14 protein-coding genes are annotated in these 16,125 nt (G+C 36.2%); all 14 read left to right on the top strand.

The features are described 5' to 3' along the window. Positions 1-218: 218 nt before the first annotated feature. Entirely contained in the window at positions 219-2,756 is a 2,538-nt protein-coding gene (gene porW, locus ACFO5T_RS01850) for a type IX secretion system periplasmic lipoprotein PorW/SprE (RefSeq protein WP_380031567.1), read from the top strand. A 24-nt stretch (positions 2,757-2,780) separates the two neighbouring features. After that, a complete protein-coding gene (locus tag ACFO5T_RS01845) occupies positions 2,781-3,185 on the top strand; it encodes a bactofilin family protein (protein ID WP_038598219.1) in 405 nt (134 codons plus the stop codon). After that, a complete protein-coding gene (locus ACFO5T_RS01840) occupies positions 3,154-3,369 on the top strand; it encodes an AtpZ/AtpI family protein (RefSeq protein ID WP_380031565.1) in 216 nt (71 codons plus the stop codon). Before ACFO5T_RS01845 ends, ACFO5T_RS01840 begins: the two co-directional genes overlap by 32 nt. Before the next feature lie 3 nt (positions 3,370-3,372). Further along, positions 3,373-3,771: a DUF6168 family protein gene (locus ACFO5T_RS01835; RefSeq protein ID WP_380031563.1), complete on the top strand. Its 399-nt coding sequence runs from the start codon at positions 3,373-3,375 to the stop codon at positions 3,769-3,771. A gap of 86 nt (positions 3,772-3,857) precedes the next feature. Beyond that, on the top strand, positions 3,858-5,036 hold the full coding sequence (gene atpB / locus ACFO5T_RS01830; RefSeq protein ID WP_038598225.1) for a F0F1 ATP synthase subunit A: 1,179 nt from the start codon (positions 3,858-3,860) through the stop codon (positions 5,034-5,036). A gap of 40 nt (positions 5,037-5,076) precedes the next feature. Next, positions 5,077-5,301 (top strand): ATP synthase F0 subunit C, encoded by a 225-nt coding sequence (atpE, locus tag ACFO5T_RS01825; RefSeq protein WP_269465683.1) that lies wholly within the window; start codon positions 5,077-5,079, stop codon positions 5,299-5,301. 98 nt (positions 5,302-5,399) lie between these two features. Beyond that, positions 5,400-5,900, top strand: a complete 501-nt coding sequence (locus ACFO5T_RS01820; RefSeq protein WP_380031559.1) for a F0F1 ATP synthase subunit B — start codon at positions 5,400-5,402, stop codon at positions 5,898-5,900. A gap of 22 nt (positions 5,901-5,922) precedes the next feature. Further along, positions 5,923-6,459, top strand: coding sequence for an ATP synthase F1 subunit delta (atpH, locus tag ACFO5T_RS01815; protein ID WP_035326316.1), 537 nt, complete (start codon positions 5,923-5,925; stop codon positions 6,457-6,459). A 62-nt stretch (positions 6,460-6,521) separates the two neighbouring features. Continuing rightward, positions 6,522-8,099: a F0F1 ATP synthase subunit alpha gene (gene atpA / locus ACFO5T_RS01810; RefSeq protein WP_035326318.1), complete on the top strand. Its 1,578-nt coding sequence runs from the start codon at positions 6,522-6,524 to the stop codon at positions 8,097-8,099. Positions 8,100-8,220: 121 nt separating this feature from the next. Beyond that, positions 8,221-9,084, top strand: coding sequence for an ATP synthase F1 subunit gamma (gene atpG / locus ACFO5T_RS01805; protein WP_380031556.1), 864 nt, complete (start codon positions 8,221-8,223; stop codon positions 9,082-9,084). 156 nt (positions 9,085-9,240) lie between these two features. Further along, positions 9,241-12,054 carry a triple tyrosine motif-containing protein gene (locus tag ACFO5T_RS01800; RefSeq protein ID WP_380031554.1) on the top strand — a complete coding sequence of 938 codons (2,814 nt, stop codon included), beginning with the start codon at positions 9,241-9,243 and terminating at the stop codon, positions 12,052-12,054. Positions 12,055-12,497: 443 nt separating this feature from the next. Further along, positions 12,498-13,772 carry a T9SS type A sorting domain-containing protein gene (locus ACFO5T_RS01795; RefSeq protein WP_380031552.1) on the top strand — a complete coding sequence of 425 codons (1,275 nt, stop codon included), beginning with the start codon at positions 12,498-12,500 and terminating at the stop codon, positions 13,770-13,772. Positions 13,773-14,058: 286 nt separating this feature from the next. Further along, complete coding sequence (locus ACFO5T_RS01790) at positions 14,059-14,580, top strand: hypothetical protein (RefSeq protein WP_380031550.1); 522 nt, start codon at positions 14,059-14,061, stop codon at positions 14,578-14,580. Positions 14,581-14,619: 39 nt separating this feature from the next. Beyond that, a complete protein-coding gene (locus ACFO5T_RS01785) occupies positions 14,620-16,083 on the top strand; it encodes an oligosaccharide flippase family protein (RefSeq protein ID WP_380031548.1) in 1,464 nt (487 codons plus the stop codon). Positions 16,084-16,125 lie beyond the last annotated feature (42 nt).

Genomic DNA, 16,125 nt, shown 5'->3' with positions numbered 1-16,125 from the left:
AGTGCTAGGTATCAACCGATAAAACAGCGGTTTTTTTTATAATTTTCTTAATTTTTTTTTAAGACATCCATAAAATATCTACTCAAAGTCAGTATATGACGTGAAGAGTCCTAATAAAAAGTGGGATATATATGTTTTTTCAAAAAGAAATGTATTTTTACACGCTTCCATACTAAAATGGGTAAATTACAGTTCCTTTTAGTAAAAACACAACAGGTTTGATAATACTCTTAAGACGTATCCTCTGTACAAGTATTCTTGTATTAATTCTTGCGAGCTGCTCTCGCAAGAAAGATTCATTTATAAGTCGCAACTATCACGCGGTTACCACAGAGTTCAATACACTATATAATGGTAATCTTGCCCTAGATCAAGGTAAAAACGCACTTATACAAACCTTTGATGATAACTACTGGGAGGTACTACCTATAGAGCGCATATCATTTGAAGAAAATACATCTTTAGGTGAAGAAAACAGAGATCCTAACTTTGTAAGAGCAGAAGAAAAAGCAATTAAAGCCATACAACGCCACTCTATGAAAATAGATGGAGAAGAGCGCAACCCACAAATGGATGAGGCCTTCTTACTATTAGGCAAAGCAAGATATTTTGACCAGCAATTTGTACCAGCACTCGAAGCTTTTAATTACGTACTTGCTTACTACCCTAAGAGTAACAATATTGCCCAGGCTAAAGTCTGGAAGGAAAAGACAAACATCAGGCTAGAAAATAATGAGATTGCTATAGAGAATCTCAATAAGATTTTTAAAGTAGAGAAGAATCTTAAAAACCAAGACATTGCAGATGCAAAAGCAATGCTCGCCCAGGCCTACCTTAATCTAAACAAACCAGATAGTGCTCTTATTTATATAAAAGAAGCATCAGACCTTACTCGTAAGTATGAAGAAAGAGGTCGTTATAATTACATTAAGGGGCAGCTGTATAATCGTCTCGATAAAAAAGATAGTGCAAATCTTGCTTTTCAAGAAGTAATAGACCTTAATAGAAAGATACCGCGCAAGTATCATATAAACGCACATCTGGAACAAATACGTAATAGTGACCTTACTACAGAAGATACTCTTGCACTAAGAGAGCGTCTAGACAAAATGGTAAGCAATAGAGAGAATAGACCATTTTTAGATAAAATATATTACACAAAGGCGGCCTATTATATGAGCTTAGGTAAAGAAGACTCTGCTATTGCAAACTATAATAAGTCATTAAGGGAGACCAGCACAGATAACTATCTTGTATCACGAGATTATCTTGCACTTGCAGATTATAACTTTGAGCAAGCAGCATATAAAACTGCTGGTGCTTATTACGATAGTATGCTGGGTAAAATAAGTGACCGTACAAGAGAGTATAGATCTGTAAAAAAGAAACGTGATAACCTTACAGACGTTATTGCTTATGAGGATCTTACCCTTCGTAATGACAGTATAATTTCGCTAGTTACAATGTCTGAAGAGGATCTAACAGCATATTTTGAAAATTATATTGCAGAGCTTAAGGCAAAAGAAGCTGCAGACTCTATCGCTAGAGTAGATAAAATTCGTAACAACGAGTTTTTTAATAGTAACGCTAGTACTCGTAAAAAAACGCAAGCGGCACCGGGTGAATTTTACTTCTATAATGATGTAGCCGTTGCCTATGGTAAGCAAGCCTTTGAGCGCAGATGGGGTAAAAGAAGACTAGCAGATGGATGGCGCCTCTCATCAAAACAAACTCCAGCTAGTAACGGAGGTCCCTTGCCGATAGCACTCCAAGAAGAAGAGGAGACACAAAAGAAAACAGCACAAGACTATATTGCAACACTACCTAGAGATAGAACTCAAATAGATAGCCTCATTAAAGAGCGAGACTTTGCATACTTTCAGCTAGGTCTTATTTATAAAGAAAAGTTTAAAGAATATCCTTTGGCAGCAAGTCGTTTAGAAAAGCTATTAAGTTTCAAACCTGATGAGAAACTTGTGTTACCAGCTACCTATAACTTGTATCAAGTGTATGATTCTATGGGCGCTTTCGCGAAAGCGGAAACTTATAAAAATGAGATTACCACAAAGTATTCAGACTCTCGTTATGCTACAAGAATAAATAATCCTAACACAGCACTCGAGGCCGATGCAGAGGCTCCAGAAGAAATTTATAAAGGGTTATACAAGCGTTTTCAAAACCAGGAATATGCAGGTCTTCTCTCAGATCTAGAAGTGAAAATTGATCAACTTTATGGAGATCCATATTTACCTAAATTTGAACTGCTTAAAGCAACCGTATTGGGCAGATACAAGGGGTATGATGCTTACAAAGAGAGCCTTAATTATGTAGCACTTACCTACCCACGTACAGAAGAAGGTAAGAAAGCTCAAAACTTATTGCGCAATGCTTTGCCTACAATGAAGTTTGAAAACTTTGATGACGAGGCAATTTCTATAAACTATAAGGTGCTATACTCCTTTACAAGTTCTGACGTGCAGGGAGCGCGCGATTTTCAGAAGAGACTTGTAGAGAGCTTTGAAAAAATAGGTTACACACAGTTTTCTACCTCTATAGATGTATATAATGAGAAAGAGTCTTTTGTAGTAATACACTTTTTAGACAGTAGAAATCAAGCCGAAGGCCTTGTTGAATTACTTGCGGTAAATGATGAGGTGAGAATTACACGACCTAATACTATTATTGCTTCAGAAAATTATAAGATCATCCAAGTACATAAAAACTTTGATGCTTATAAGGCACAAAAAACAAATTGAGATTAAAAAATAACCCCCTTACAGATGTTTTCAGATAACAAAAAAGGAAAAGGACCAGCTCTTACAAACCAGCAAAACCGCATTAGTCAAGGCACTACTCTTAAAGGAGATGTAACCTCAGAGGGAGGTTTTCGTATAGATGGTGTTATAGAAGGCAATATAACTGCTCCAAATAAAATTGTAGTGGGCAAAACAGGTGTTGTAACTGGCACTATAATTTGTAATGATGCAGATGTAGAGGGTAAAATTGTAGGTAGATTAGAGATTAAAAATTTACTATCTATAAAGACCTCTGCACATATAGAAGGAGAAGTAATCACTGGTAAGCTTGCTGTAGAGCCTGGAGCTACATTTAATGCATCTTGTGAGATGAAAGGTAATCTTAAATCACTTTCTAATGCCAAAGGAAAAGGAGAACGCTCCGCTTAAAAACTGGGCACGATTTTCTACCATTGCCTTACAGATGGGAGTGACTATATACTTAGGTAATTTACTAGGTGTATGGCTGGATCAAAAATTTGAAACTACATTCTTAGAAAAAACAGTTACACTCTTTGCTATTTTTCTATCTATTTACTTCATCATAAAAGGGGTAATGCGTCTCAATAAATAAGTGTTGATTAAAAAATTACTCTTTTACACCCTTGTCATTTTAGGTTTATTAGTTATAACTTATAATGTACACTTCTATCTCACAACACATTTTGAGATTTATCATCCATATAGCTTATGGCCAGTTTACCTTTATCAAGCTGTCGCCTCTTATATACTAGTTATTGTTTTTGAGCTACTTGCCTCGCTCACAAAAGAGTTTAAAGATCAATTAGGTTTTTTATACTTAGGATCTATGGCGGTAAAAGTTTTATTCTTTTGTGTTCTTTTTAGAGATGTTATTTTTTTTGGACCTGATTTGAGTAAGATAGACAGTGTTTCTCTACTGTTACCCATCTTCATATTTATCTTTTATGAGGTAATTGTTATTGTGAAAATCTTGAATAGAGAGACTCAAAATTGAAATAATTACGAAATCTATTTTATTTTGAAGAAAATGAGTACTTTTGCACAGAATTTTAGGCCACGTCATTTATTGAAAATATTGGAATGAAAATAGCATCAAAATCGATTTCATTTTTAACATTAGTTCTTGTGCTTTTGACTTCTTTTTCTGTTTACGGAAAAGATGGAGCAAAAAAGGGTGATCCTGTTAATACAAGAACGGAGATTAATGAGTACATACAACATCACTTAAAGGACTCTCACGACTTCCATTTATTCTCAACTTTTGATGATAATGGAGTTGAGCATCACTGGGGTTTTCCTTTGCCAGTAATGTTATGGGGAGAAAATGGCTTTACAGCTTTTATGTCTTCAGAGTTTCACCACGATGATGATGGAACTGTCGTTGTAGAAAAAGGTGATAGTCGCTTTGTAAAGCTTCACGGTAAAATATATGAGCTTAATGCTGGTGAGGCTGCTGTTCAGTTTGATGAAGAGCACCACGCAGTAAATGCTTCAAAGCCTTTTGATTTATCTATCACAAAGAGTGTCTTCGGGATATTACTTATAGGTTTATTAATGCTGTTTTGGTTCTCAAGACTAGCAAGACAATACAAAAACAAACAAGTTCCTACTGGATTTGGACGTGTACTTGAGCCACTAGTGGTTTATGTGCGTGATGAAATCGCTAAGCCAAACATTGGTGAGAGCTATAGAAAATTTACTGGATACCTTCTTACTGTATTCTTCTTTATCTGGATACTTAACCTTGTAGGTTTAATGCCATTTGGATTTAACGTTACAGGTCAGATAGCTGTTACAGCGGCACTAGCTGTTATTACATTAGTAATTTATGTATTTAGTGGTAATAAGCACTTCTGGGGGCATATGTTATGGATGCCAGGTATTCCTTATGTATTTAGACCGTTACTAGGTATTATAGAGCTCATAGGTACACTGGTTATTAAGCCATTTTCATTATTAGTACGTCTATTTGCAAACATTACTGCAGGTCACACTGTTGTAATGAGTCTTGTAGCGGTAGGTATTCTTATGCAAGAAAGCTTATCTGCAACAGGGTCTACTATTGTATCATTATTTTTATCATTATTCATAATGCTTATTGAGGTGCTAGTAGCATTCTTACAGGCTTATATATTTACAACACTTTCTGCACTATTTATAGGTATGGCAGTTGCAGATGATCATCACGATGAGGAGCTGCACGACGAGCTAGGAGAGGAGATTGAGGACACTGAAGTTATCCGTAAGAACTTCACTTAATTAAGAATTTTTATTTGTTTAATTTTTTATATACACTATTATGTCTTTAGCATTAGTACAAGAAGTAGCACCAATGTTCCCAAATTTAGTAGGAGCTGGTCTAGTAGTAATTGGAGGTGGTATCGGTCTTGGTAAGATTGGTGGAGCTGCAATGGAAGGAATTGCTCGTCAGCCTGAGGCTGCTGGTAAAATCCAGACTGCGATGATTATCGTTGCTGCACTTTTAGAAGGACTTGCATTTGGAGCGCTTATATTAGGAGCTTAATCCAGATCAACTCTAAAAATTCAACTTCCTGTAACGGTTGGTTACAGGAGTTGAATTTAATTAAACAAAGATTATAAGAACACAGAACCACTTTTGAGATGGAACAATTATTAGAGAATTTTTCACTTGACCTGTTTGTAAAACAAACAATCCTTTTCTTACTGCTTATTTTCCTTATGGTAAAATTTGCTTGGAAACCTATTATGAGCGCGCTTAATCAGCGTGAAGAAGGAATACAAGGAGCTCTTGATGCTGCAGAAAATGCAAAGAAAGAGATGGCAAGTCTTCAAGCAGATAACGAGAAGCTTTTAAAAGAAGCTAGAGCAGAGCGTGAAGCGATGCTTAAAGAAGCTCGTGAGATGAAGACTAAAATGATAGACGACGCTAAGGTAGAAGCTAAAGACGCTTCGGATAAAATGGTAGCTCAAGCACAAGCAGCTATTGAGGCAGAACGTAAGAGCGCTATCGCAGACCTTAAAGGTCAGGTTGCAGCACTTTCTGTAGAGATTGCAGAGAAGGTTGTAAAAAATGAGCTTTCTGATAAAGAAAAGCAACTAGGTCTTGTAGACAAGATGCTAGGTCAAGCAACATTAAACTAACAGATTTTAAGCCGCTATCACTATGAGTAGAGCAGCAATACGATATGCAAAAGCAGTACTAGATCTTGCAAAAGATAATGGATCTGTAGAGGCAGTTTTAAATGATATGAAATCTGTAAAGGCTACTATAGAAGGAAGTAAAGAACTTCGCAATGCCTTAAACAGTCCTGTAATAAAAGCAGACGATAAGCGCGCTGTATTGCGTCAGGTATTTACAGACGGTACAAAAGAGACATTAGGTCTTGTAGATGTTCTTGTAGATAATAGTAGAGCAAATTTACTAGGTGGTGTGGCAGATAGTTTTATTGCAGAGTACAATAAGAGCAATAAGATTGAGAGTGCTACAGTAACTACGGCAGTAGCTTTAACTCCAGAACTGGAGACTAAGGTTCTTGCAAAAGTAAAAGAGCTTACAGGAAGCACGAACGTAACTCTTACAAACGAGATTGATGAGAGCATCATAGGTGGTTTTGTATTAAGAGTAGGTGATACACAGTACAATGCAAGTATCGCTAGCCAGTTAGGCAAGTTAAAAAGAGAATTTAGTAACAGTTTATAAATAAACGGCTCATCGTGAGGTGAGAAAATTTTCGCGAAAGCGGACTTATAAATTTAGATCAAATGGCAGAAGTTAAACCAGCAGAAGTTTCGGCAATTTTAAAGAAACAACTTTCAGGTTTTGAAGCAACAGCTTCCCTTGACGAAGTAGGAACAGTACTAACTGTGGGTGATGGTATCGCTCGTATTTACGGACTTGCAAACGCACAATATGGTGAGCTTGTAGAGTTTGAAAGCGGTCTTGAGGCAATTGTTCTTAACCTTGAAGAAGATAACGTAGGGGTTGTACTCTTAGGTACTTCTTCATCTATTAAAGAAGGTGATACCGTAAAACGTACACAACGTATCGCATCTATCCAGGTAGGTGAAGGTATTACTGGACGTGTGGTAAACACGTTAGGTCTTCCTATTGATGGAAAGGGACCTATCGCTGGAGAAACTTATGAGATGCCACTTGAGCGTAAAGCGCCTGGTGTTGTTTTTCGTGAGCCAGTAACAGAGCCATTACAAACGGGAATCAAAGCAATTGATGCTATGATACCAGTAGGTAGAGGACAGCGTGAGCTTGTAATTGGTGACCGTCAGACAGGTAAGTCTACTGTTTGTATTGACACTATCCTTAACCAAAAAGAATTTTACGATGCTGGTGAGCCAGTACACTGTATATATGTAGCTATTGGACAAAAAGCTTCTACTGTTGCACTTATTGCACAGGTACTAGAAGATGCTGGAGCAATGGCATACACAACTATCGTAGCGGCAAATGCATCAGATCCTGCAGCAATGCAAGTATATGCACCATTTGCAGGAGCTGCAATTGGAGAGTACTTTAGAGATACAGGTCGTCCTGCATTAATCATTTATGATGATTTATCTAAGCAAGCAGTTGCATACCGTGAGGTATCATTGCTTCTTCGTCGTCCGCCGGGACGTGAGGCATATCCTGGAGATGTATTCTTCTTACACTCTAGATTACTTGAGCGTGCTGCAAAGGTGATTAATGATGATGCTATTGCAAAAACAATGAACGACCTTCCAGATAGTCTTAAACCTATCGTAAAAGGAGGAGGATCGCTTACTGCACTTCCTATCATTGAGACACAAGCGGGTGACGTATCTGCTTATATCCCTACAAACGTAATTTCTATTACAGACGGGCAGATTTTCTTAGATGGAGATTTATTTAACTCTGGTGTACGTCCAGCTATTAACGTAGGTATCTCTGTATCACGTGTAGGAGGTAACGCACAGATTAAGTCAATGAAGAAAGTATCTGGAACACTTAAGCTGGATCAAGCAGCTTTCCGTGAACTAGAAGCGTTTGCAAAGTTTGGATCAGATCTAGATGCTGCTACCCTTAACGTAATCGAAAAAGGAAAGCGTAACGTAGAGATACTTAAGCAAGCAGAAAACACGCCATTTACAGTAGAAGATCAAATTGCAATTATTTATGCAGGATCTAAAAACTTATTACGTGACGTGCCTGTAAACAGAGTAAAAGAATTTGAAGCAGAATATATCGAGTTCTTAAACGCAAAGCACAGAGGTATCCTTGATACACTTAAGTCTGGAAAGCTTACAGATGAAGTTACAGATACACTTGTAGCAGTAGCAAAAGACCTATCTGCTAACTATAACTAGTAGAATTTCGCTTTCGCGAAAAATATAATTCAACAACTCCCGCGCAAGCGGGAGACTTGTCAAAATTAAAGACAAATCGTGCCTAGCAAGTCTTACTTGTAAACACGGGAATTTATACAAGATGGCAAACTTAAAGGAAATAAGAAACAGAATTTCATCAGTATCTTCTACGATGCAGATTACCAGTGCTATGAAAATGGTATCTGCTGCAAAGTTGAAGAAAGCACAAGATGCAATTACAGCAATGCGTCCATATTCTGATAAGCTTACTGAGCTTTTACAGAACTTAAGTGCAACGCTAGAAGGAGATTCTGGAAGCAAACTCGCAGAAGATCGTGAGATTAATAAGGTACTTATTGTAGTTATTTCATCAAACAGAGGTCTTGCAGGAGCTTTTAATACAAACATTATTAAAGGTGTAAATGCACGTGTTGCTGCAAAGTATGCTGGCAAAGAAGTGCACCTAGTAACCTTAGGTAAAAAAGCAGATGCTATACTTGGTAAGACTTTTAAGGTAATCGAAAATAACAATGATATTTACGATGATCTTACTTTTGATAACGTATCAGCTATTGCAGATGATTTAATGGCTCGTTTTGAAGCTGGTGAATATGACCGTATAGACATCATCTACAACAAGTTTAAAAATGCAGCAACGCAAATTGTTACTCCTGAGCAGTTTCTACCTATCGTAGCAACAGTACAAGAAGAAACAACTGCCACTGCAGATTATATTTTTGAGCCGTCTAAAGAAGAGATTGTAGAGGGATTAATTCCTAAAGCATTAAAGACACAGCTTTTTAAAGGTATAAGAGACTCTGTAGCGTCAGAACACGGTGCACGTATGACTGCGATGCACAAAGCAACAGATAACGCAACAGAGCTTAGAGATGCACTTAAGTTGCAATATAACAAAGCACGTCAAGCGGCTATTACAAACGAGATACTCGAGATTGTAGGTGGTGCAGAAGCTTTAAATAACTAATAACTGATTAAGTCATTTAATTATACAACACAAATTGAAATATGAAATCCCTGGCCATAATGGTCAGGGATTTTTGTTATAGCTTAAATCTAACTATGACAAGATAAAAGAGTTATTATTGGTATCTTTTCAAGATAATTTCAAGAATTATAGGCTTTGAATTTTGTAAAGAACACCATATTTCTAATTACTATTTTCATAACTAGCTTGTTATGTAACTGTGTTCTAGCACAAGAGTTACCTCCTATTCAAAATTTTGAGCCGTCACTTTACGGTGCAGATAACCAGAACTGGCAAGTATCTCAAGGAGATGATGGAATCATCTATTTTGCAAACAACAAAGGACTTTTACAATACAACGGTGCTCAATGGAGCTTGAGACCTTCACCTAACGAGACAATTTTGAGATCTGTCGCTGCTGTTGGGGATAGAGTTTATACTGGGGCTCATATGGATTTTGGATTTTGGGAAGAAGACCGTGATGGCATACTACAATACACATCACTCAGTAGCCTTTTAAGCCACTCAATGATAGAAGGGGAGCAAATTTGGAAGATTATATCTTACAAAGACAAAGTGCTCTTACAATCTCTTAACGGCATTTATGTTTATAACCCTAAAGATGATAGCATAACCTATATTGCTGTAGCTACAAAGAATGCTATTTTCAGACTATTTGAAATAGACGGTTACTTACTATTTCAAGAGCAAGGAAAGGGATTGTTTATAATAGAAAATGGTCAAGCCAGAAGCTACGATACAAGAGATGTATTTCAAAATAAAACTTTTATAGGGCTCTACCAGCGAGAGTCATATTGGTTAGGAGTAACCCAAAAAAATGGGATTTTTAAAATTACACCTACAGAGGTTACTGCTTGGGCATACCCTGCAGCATCATATATTAAAGATATGACCTTGTATCGCTCTATAGAACTTTCAGATCAATCACTAGTTATAGGAACCGTCGCAAGCGGTCTTATAAAATTGTCTAAAGATGGCACACTAGATTACCAAGTAACTCAGAATAAAGGCCTCGGTAATAATACTGTACTGGCTATTTATGAAGACCAATCTAAAAATATATGGGTAGGTCTGGATAATGGAATTGCTTGTATAAATACAACGAGTCCCGTACTAAATTACTATGATGAACAAGGGAGGTTGGGTACAACGTATGTATCAGCTATTTATAATAATGCACTTTACCTAGGCACAAATCAAGGTTTATTTTATAGAGATCTAGACAGTAAAGACTTTAAACTTGTTCCGGGTACCGAGGAGCAGGTTTGGGATTTAAAGGTCATACAAAACATACTCTTCTGTGGTCATAATAATGGCACTTACATTGTTGAAAAAGGTATAGCAAAACAAATTGCAAAACCCCAAGGCACCTGGACGATACGCACTATACCTGACAATCCTAATCTGCTTTTACAAGGTAATTATGATGGATTATATGTTTTAGAAAAATCAGAAAATGGATGGCAACTCCGTAATAAAATTAAGGGCTTTGATATATCTTCACGATATTTTGAGTTTATTTCGCCTACTGTTATTTTAGTAAATAACGAATACAAAGGCGTTTATAGAGTTGAAATGGACAGTACATTCAAGCAGGTAAGCTCATATGATCTGAATCCATCCGTAAATAAAGGAGAACATTCAAGCCTTTCTAAATTTGACAATACGATTTACTACGCAAATAAGAATGGTATTTATAAGTACAACGATATTACCAACACATTTAGTAGGGAAGATAAAATAAGTGCCATTTATGACAATAAGTTTGTTTCTGGCAAACTCATAAATGATGAAAGTAACAAGATGTGGGCTTTTACAGATGAAGATGTCGTTTACTTTTCTAAAGACCCTTTGGACACTGAGTTGTCTATTAATAAAATTTATATTCCGCAACGAGACCGTAATGCCGCACAAGGTTTTGAAAACATCACCTCCATTTCATCAAATAATTTTCTATTAGGAACTTCTCACGGGTATCTAATATTTTCGCCCTACAATGATAAAGAGAAATATAGCGTCCATATTAACCGTATAGAAAACAATCCAATAGAGGGAACACCTCACGTAGTGTCACTTTTTGAAGATTCAAATTTTAGTTTTAAAGAAAATAATATCTCTTTTAACTATCACGTGGCTCAATATGATAAATTTAAACAAACCAGTTATCAATATAGATTGCTGGGCTTTTATGATGAATGGAGTGAGTGGACAACCTCAAATAGACAAGAATTTGCAAATGTTTCTCCAGGCTCATATACATTTGAAGTTAGGGCTAAGGTAGGAGATAATGTTTCAGAAAATGTTGCTACTTATAATTTTACAATAGACAGACCTTGGTATACATCATATCTGGCAATCATTCTCTATACTATACTCGCTATTCTTGTTTTCTTAGCGTTTCAACAACATAATAAACGCAGATACAAACGAAAACAAGATCAAGCTTTAGAAAGAACAAAAAGAGATATGGATCTAAAGGCTTTGGCTGTAGAAAAGGAAAATATTGAGCTCAGAAATCAAAATTTAAGAGATGATATAAGTGCTAGAAATAGAGAGCTAGCAACTTCTACACTGGCAATGGTAAATAAAAGTAAAACGCTTAAGTCTATAAAAGAAAAGCTTAGTAAACTTGAACCTACCCCAGAACTTAAAGCGATTATCAAGGATATAGACAAAAATATTAGTACTAACGAAGACTGGGCATTTTTTGAGAAAGCATTTAATCACGCAGATAAAGACTTCTTTAAAAAAGTAAAAGAAATTCACCCAGAACTAACTGCAAATGATTTAAAACTTTGTGTGTACTTGCGTCTTAACTTAAGCTCAAAGGAGATTGCTCCACTACTTAATATATCTCATAGAAGTGTTGAAATTAAAAGATATCGTTTGAGGAAAAAAATTAATTTAGACAGATCTATACAGCTCAATGATTACTTCATAAAGATGTAAAGACCTCTACGTAGTGAGATTATATAAGTACATCATTGGTGTAATTTACTACAACATAACCACAACAATGATTAGTTTATAACGTTTGCGTAAGAATTAAGTAAGCTTCATTTCTAAGTATACCATACGTTTTTGTCAATACGAGTTATAATTATGTCTTATTACGAATATATTCTGTTATAAGCTAGGCAGCTAAGGTTCTTAACAGCAGTAAAAGCTAAGGTTTTAGGAAAAGTTTTTAAAATAACAAAGTTAATAAGGATTGTTACTTTAATTATGGATTTGACCTCTAAAAAAGCATCGAAAACAATTTTAAATTCTATAATTCGCAATTTTACGGTGTTAATATTACGATGTATGTTATTTGTATAGGTCTAATTTGGTGATTTGGCAAAATAAGCTTGTAATTTTAAATTTCGTATTATTAATTAAATTGAATTATTATGAAAAAAATTACTTTACTGCTTTTTATCTTTTGTAGTGCATTTGCAATGCAAGCCCAGAACCTGCTTAATAATGGCGATTTTGAAGAAGGAATGGTAGAATGGACGGGGAATGCCTTTAACGTACAAGAGGATGGCGGCAACAGCTTTAACTTTGCAAATGTAGAGACAGCGGGAAACGCGTTTGACGTAAATTTAAGTCAGATCCTCTCTATTACTGAGGGAGAAACATATGTACTCACCTTTGACGCATCTACTGGGGCTGGAGAAACTCGTACAATTATTGCGGGTATAGGTCTTAATGAAGCACCTTTTACTGCAGCGGTTGAAACAGTAACACTTACAGAAACCTTAACAACTTTTGAACTTACTCTTACAGCTGGAGGAATAGGAATTCCAAATAGTAGAGTATTATTTGATATGGGTGCAGAGACAGGAGTCGTTGTTATAGATAATGTTTCTCTAGTAGTAGGAGAAGCAGAAGAGCCTGCAGCTCCAACTGTAGCAGCTCCTACACCACCAGAAAGAGATGCTGAAAATGTTTTTTCTTTATTTAGCGATGCTTACACAACACAAGAGAATACTGTATTTGGAGCTTTTGGAGTGGGAACACAAGATATAGAAACAATCCAGGTAGAAGGAAACGACACCCAAAAAATAACGATGAATCAACCATCTTCTGAGTTTTTACTAGTAGACTGGGGAGCACCTTTAGATTTATCTTCACTTACATTTTTCCATATGGATTATTGGATAGATACAGATAATTCGGCGGGTCTTATTGCAAATCCAAAATGGTCTAATCACGTAGGTGACGCAGGTGAAACTTCGTCTTTTCAGTTAACAAATCCTGTAACAACATTTGGAGAGTGGGTATCACTAGATGTGCCATTATCTGACTTTACAGACGGAGATGCAACACAGCAAAGAGATGCACTTAGACAGTTTGTATTAACGCTTGCAGGAGCAAATACAGGTAATAGAACTATCTATATAGATAATTTGTATTTACATAATGAGACGCTAAGTACAGATGAGCTTACAGAAACAGGCCTATCTGCTTTTCCTAATCCAACTACAAACGAATGGGTTCTTACTACAAACGCACCTACAAAAGAGATTGTTGTTTATGATGTTTTAGGTAAAAAAGTTATGTCTTTAGAGTCTGGAAATACAACGACAAGAATAGATGCTTCAGGATTAACTACAGGAATATATATAGCAAACGTAGTGACAGAGCAAGGCATACAGTCTATAAAGCTTATCAAGCAATAGGGTCAACCCTCAATTTTATTACTTTATTAATGCCAGCTGTTTCAGCTGGCATTTTTTGTTTCTCCTTATTTTGAGCATCATAAAAAAGTAAACGATTATCGGTTTTCACCTATTTTTTAATGAAGCAGGGTATATTTAAACTCTTTCTTCACAATTATTTTGGTTTGAGTGTAAACCTCGAGATATCTATGATCTCGAGGTTTTCTTTTATGCTAAGAAGTCTAATTGTGATGAACTATCGTATCTTGGAATGAGATTTGTATATTACTCATAAACAACCACCATTATGTATAAACTACTTACAGTCTTGAGCCTAGCACTAAGCTCACTACTACTAACCCAATGTAAGTCTACTTCATCTTTAGAAAATCAGGATACGATGACTTTATCAAACCCCTTATTTGCTTCTATTGCTGCTCACTATAACACGTATGTCGCTGGAGCCTCGGGTGGTAGTTCTGGTATAGAGTTTTATATACCCACCAGTGTTCCTAGTAACGTAACATTAGAGAAAGTTTATTTTCGCGAAAGCGTAGGTAAGCTTATGCAGGGTAATGTAGGATACGTAGCTAGATTTAGAACAGATAATGGAATACATCAAGATGTGATAATGTCTAGTGACACAGATCAAGAAGCTGCAAATACGGCACCTGCCGCAAAGGATACGTTTCCTTTTGAACTATCAAAAGATCAAGCTGGTATTATTTACAAAGAAGAGGGGCTTACAAAGTATTGTATTTTATCAAATATTACTGAAAAAACAGGGGTTGCTTACCCACAACAGCGACCACGCGGAAACGGCTACTAGGCTTTATTTCTTTATTTTTGATCGGAAAACAACTACTTCTTGAGCGCTCTTAAAAATCTTTTTAGACATACATTTATATACGGTCTTGCAACTGTATTACCTAGGGTACTTACTGCATTACTTACCCGTTTGTATACTGGTTACTTGCCGGATACAGATGCCTTTGGGGAGATGACTATCGTGTTTTCATATATAATGATCTTTAACGTGCTGCTTACTTATGGTATGGAGACAGCCTTTTTTAGATTTTTTAATGATGAAAAGCATACTAAAAAAACATTATCAACCTCTTTACTTGGTTTGCTAGGGTCTACCATTTTATTTGTTATTATAGCATTTACTGGGATAGATGCACTATCAAGTATATCTGATGTTCCTGAGCAATACTGGAGATGGGTGATTTTAGTCATAGCGTTTGACACGCTTGCGGTAATACCCTTTGCATATATGCGAGCTCAAAATAAGAGTATGCGCTATGCACTTATAAAGTTACTTAACGTTTTTATTTCTACAGGATTATCTGTGGTATTTCTTGTGTGGCTACCGCAGTTAGATAGTGTAAACAGTTTTTTACCCACAGATAAAATTGAGCTTGCATTTATTGCATTTTGTATACCTAGTTTTTTGATACTACTTATCGTGATAAAGCCCTATTTTACAAGATGGTCTTTTGATACGATTTTATTTAAAAAAATGCTTGCCTACGGTGCTCCCGTACTTATTGCAGGTCTTGCCTTTGCTATAAATGAATCTTTTGATAAGATTTTATTAGAAAAGTTACTACCAGAAAATATTGCAGAGAGTGAAGTGGGTATTTATGGTGCGTGTTATAAACTTTCTATAGGGATGACGCTTTTTGCCACAGCTTTTAGAATAGGGATAGAGCCCTTCTTTTTTAGCGAGGCAAAAAATGAAAACGCACATTATATGTATGCTCAGATCACAAAGGCATTTGTGGTTCTTGGTGCCATTGCGCTATTTGTGTATGTAGTACTTGTAGATGTGGTGAAAGTAATCCTTCTAGACGACCCTGCTTACTGGGAGGCTATGAATATTGTGCCACTTATACTCGTTGCATACCTGTTTTTTGGAGTTTACCAAACGCTGTCTGTCTGGTATAAAGTAACAGATAAGACAAGATATGGCGCTTATATTTCGGTTGCAGGGGCATTACTTACCATAGTGATAAATGTCTTACTTATTCCAAAAATAGGATATCTAGCCAGTGCCATTGCTACCTGTGCAGCATACACCTTGATGATGGTCACATCGTATATAATGGGTCGCAAACATTTAGCAATCCCTTATGATCTAAAAAATATACTTTTGTACCTCGTATTAAGTATCGCATTGTCTAGTCTATATTTTTATGGATTTAGAGATTACTTTGGCGTAGGTAGCTTGAGACTGTATCTTGTAGGAGCTGTAATGACCGTATTATTAATTGGTGTAATAAGCTTCCGCGAAAAAGAGCTACTCTTGCGTATATTAAAAAGAAGATGAGTACGCTTTCGCGAAAGCGTAATTAAAAATAATAGTATCTCA

The sequence above is a fragment of the Dokdonia genika genome, assembly GCF_042652845.1.
Lineage (GTDB): Bacteria > Bacteroidota > Bacteroidia > Flavobacteriales > Flavobacteriaceae > Dokdonia > Dokdonia donghaensis.
This window is presented reverse-complemented; position numbering and strand designations above follow the sequence as displayed.

Excerpts from the sequence above, each read along its gene's own strand:
- atpH (WP_035326316.1), top strand. The coding sequence starts at position 5,923 with ATGAGTAGAGCAGCAATACGATATGCAAAAGCAGTACTAGATCTTGCA.
- ACFO5T_RS01795 (WP_380031552.1), top strand. The coding sequence starts at position 12,498 with ATGAAAAAAATTACTTTACTGCTTTTTATCTTTTGTAGTGCATTTGCA.
- ACFO5T_RS01845 (WP_038598219.1), top strand. The coding sequence starts at position 2,781 with ATGTTTTCAGATAACAAAAAAGGAAAAGGACCAGCTCTTACAAACCAG.
- ACFO5T_RS01820 (WP_380031559.1), top strand. The coding sequence starts at position 5,400 with ATGGAACAATTATTAGAGAATTTTTCACTTGACCTGTTTGTAAAACAA.
- atpB (WP_038598225.1), top strand. The coding sequence starts at position 3,858 with ATGAAAATAGCATCAAAATCGATTTCATTTTTAACATTAGTTCTTGTG.
- ACFO5T_RS01790 (WP_380031550.1), top strand. The coding sequence starts at position 14,059 with ATGTATAAACTACTTACAGTCTTGAGCCTAGCACTAAGCTCACTACTA.
- atpA (WP_035326318.1), top strand. The coding sequence starts at position 6,522 with ATGGCAGAAGTTAAACCAGCAGAAGTTTCGGCAATTTTAAAGAAACAA.
- atpE (WP_269465683.1), top strand. The coding sequence starts at position 5,077 with ATGTCTTTAGCATTAGTACAAGAAGTAGCACCAATGTTCCCAAATTTA.
- atpG (WP_380031556.1), top strand. The coding sequence starts at position 8,221 with ATGGCAAACTTAAAGGAAATAAGAAACAGAATTTCATCAGTATCTTCT.
- ACFO5T_RS01840 (WP_380031565.1), top strand. The coding sequence starts at position 3,154 with ATGCCAAAGGAAAAGGAGAACGCTCCGCTTAAAAACTGGGCACGATTT.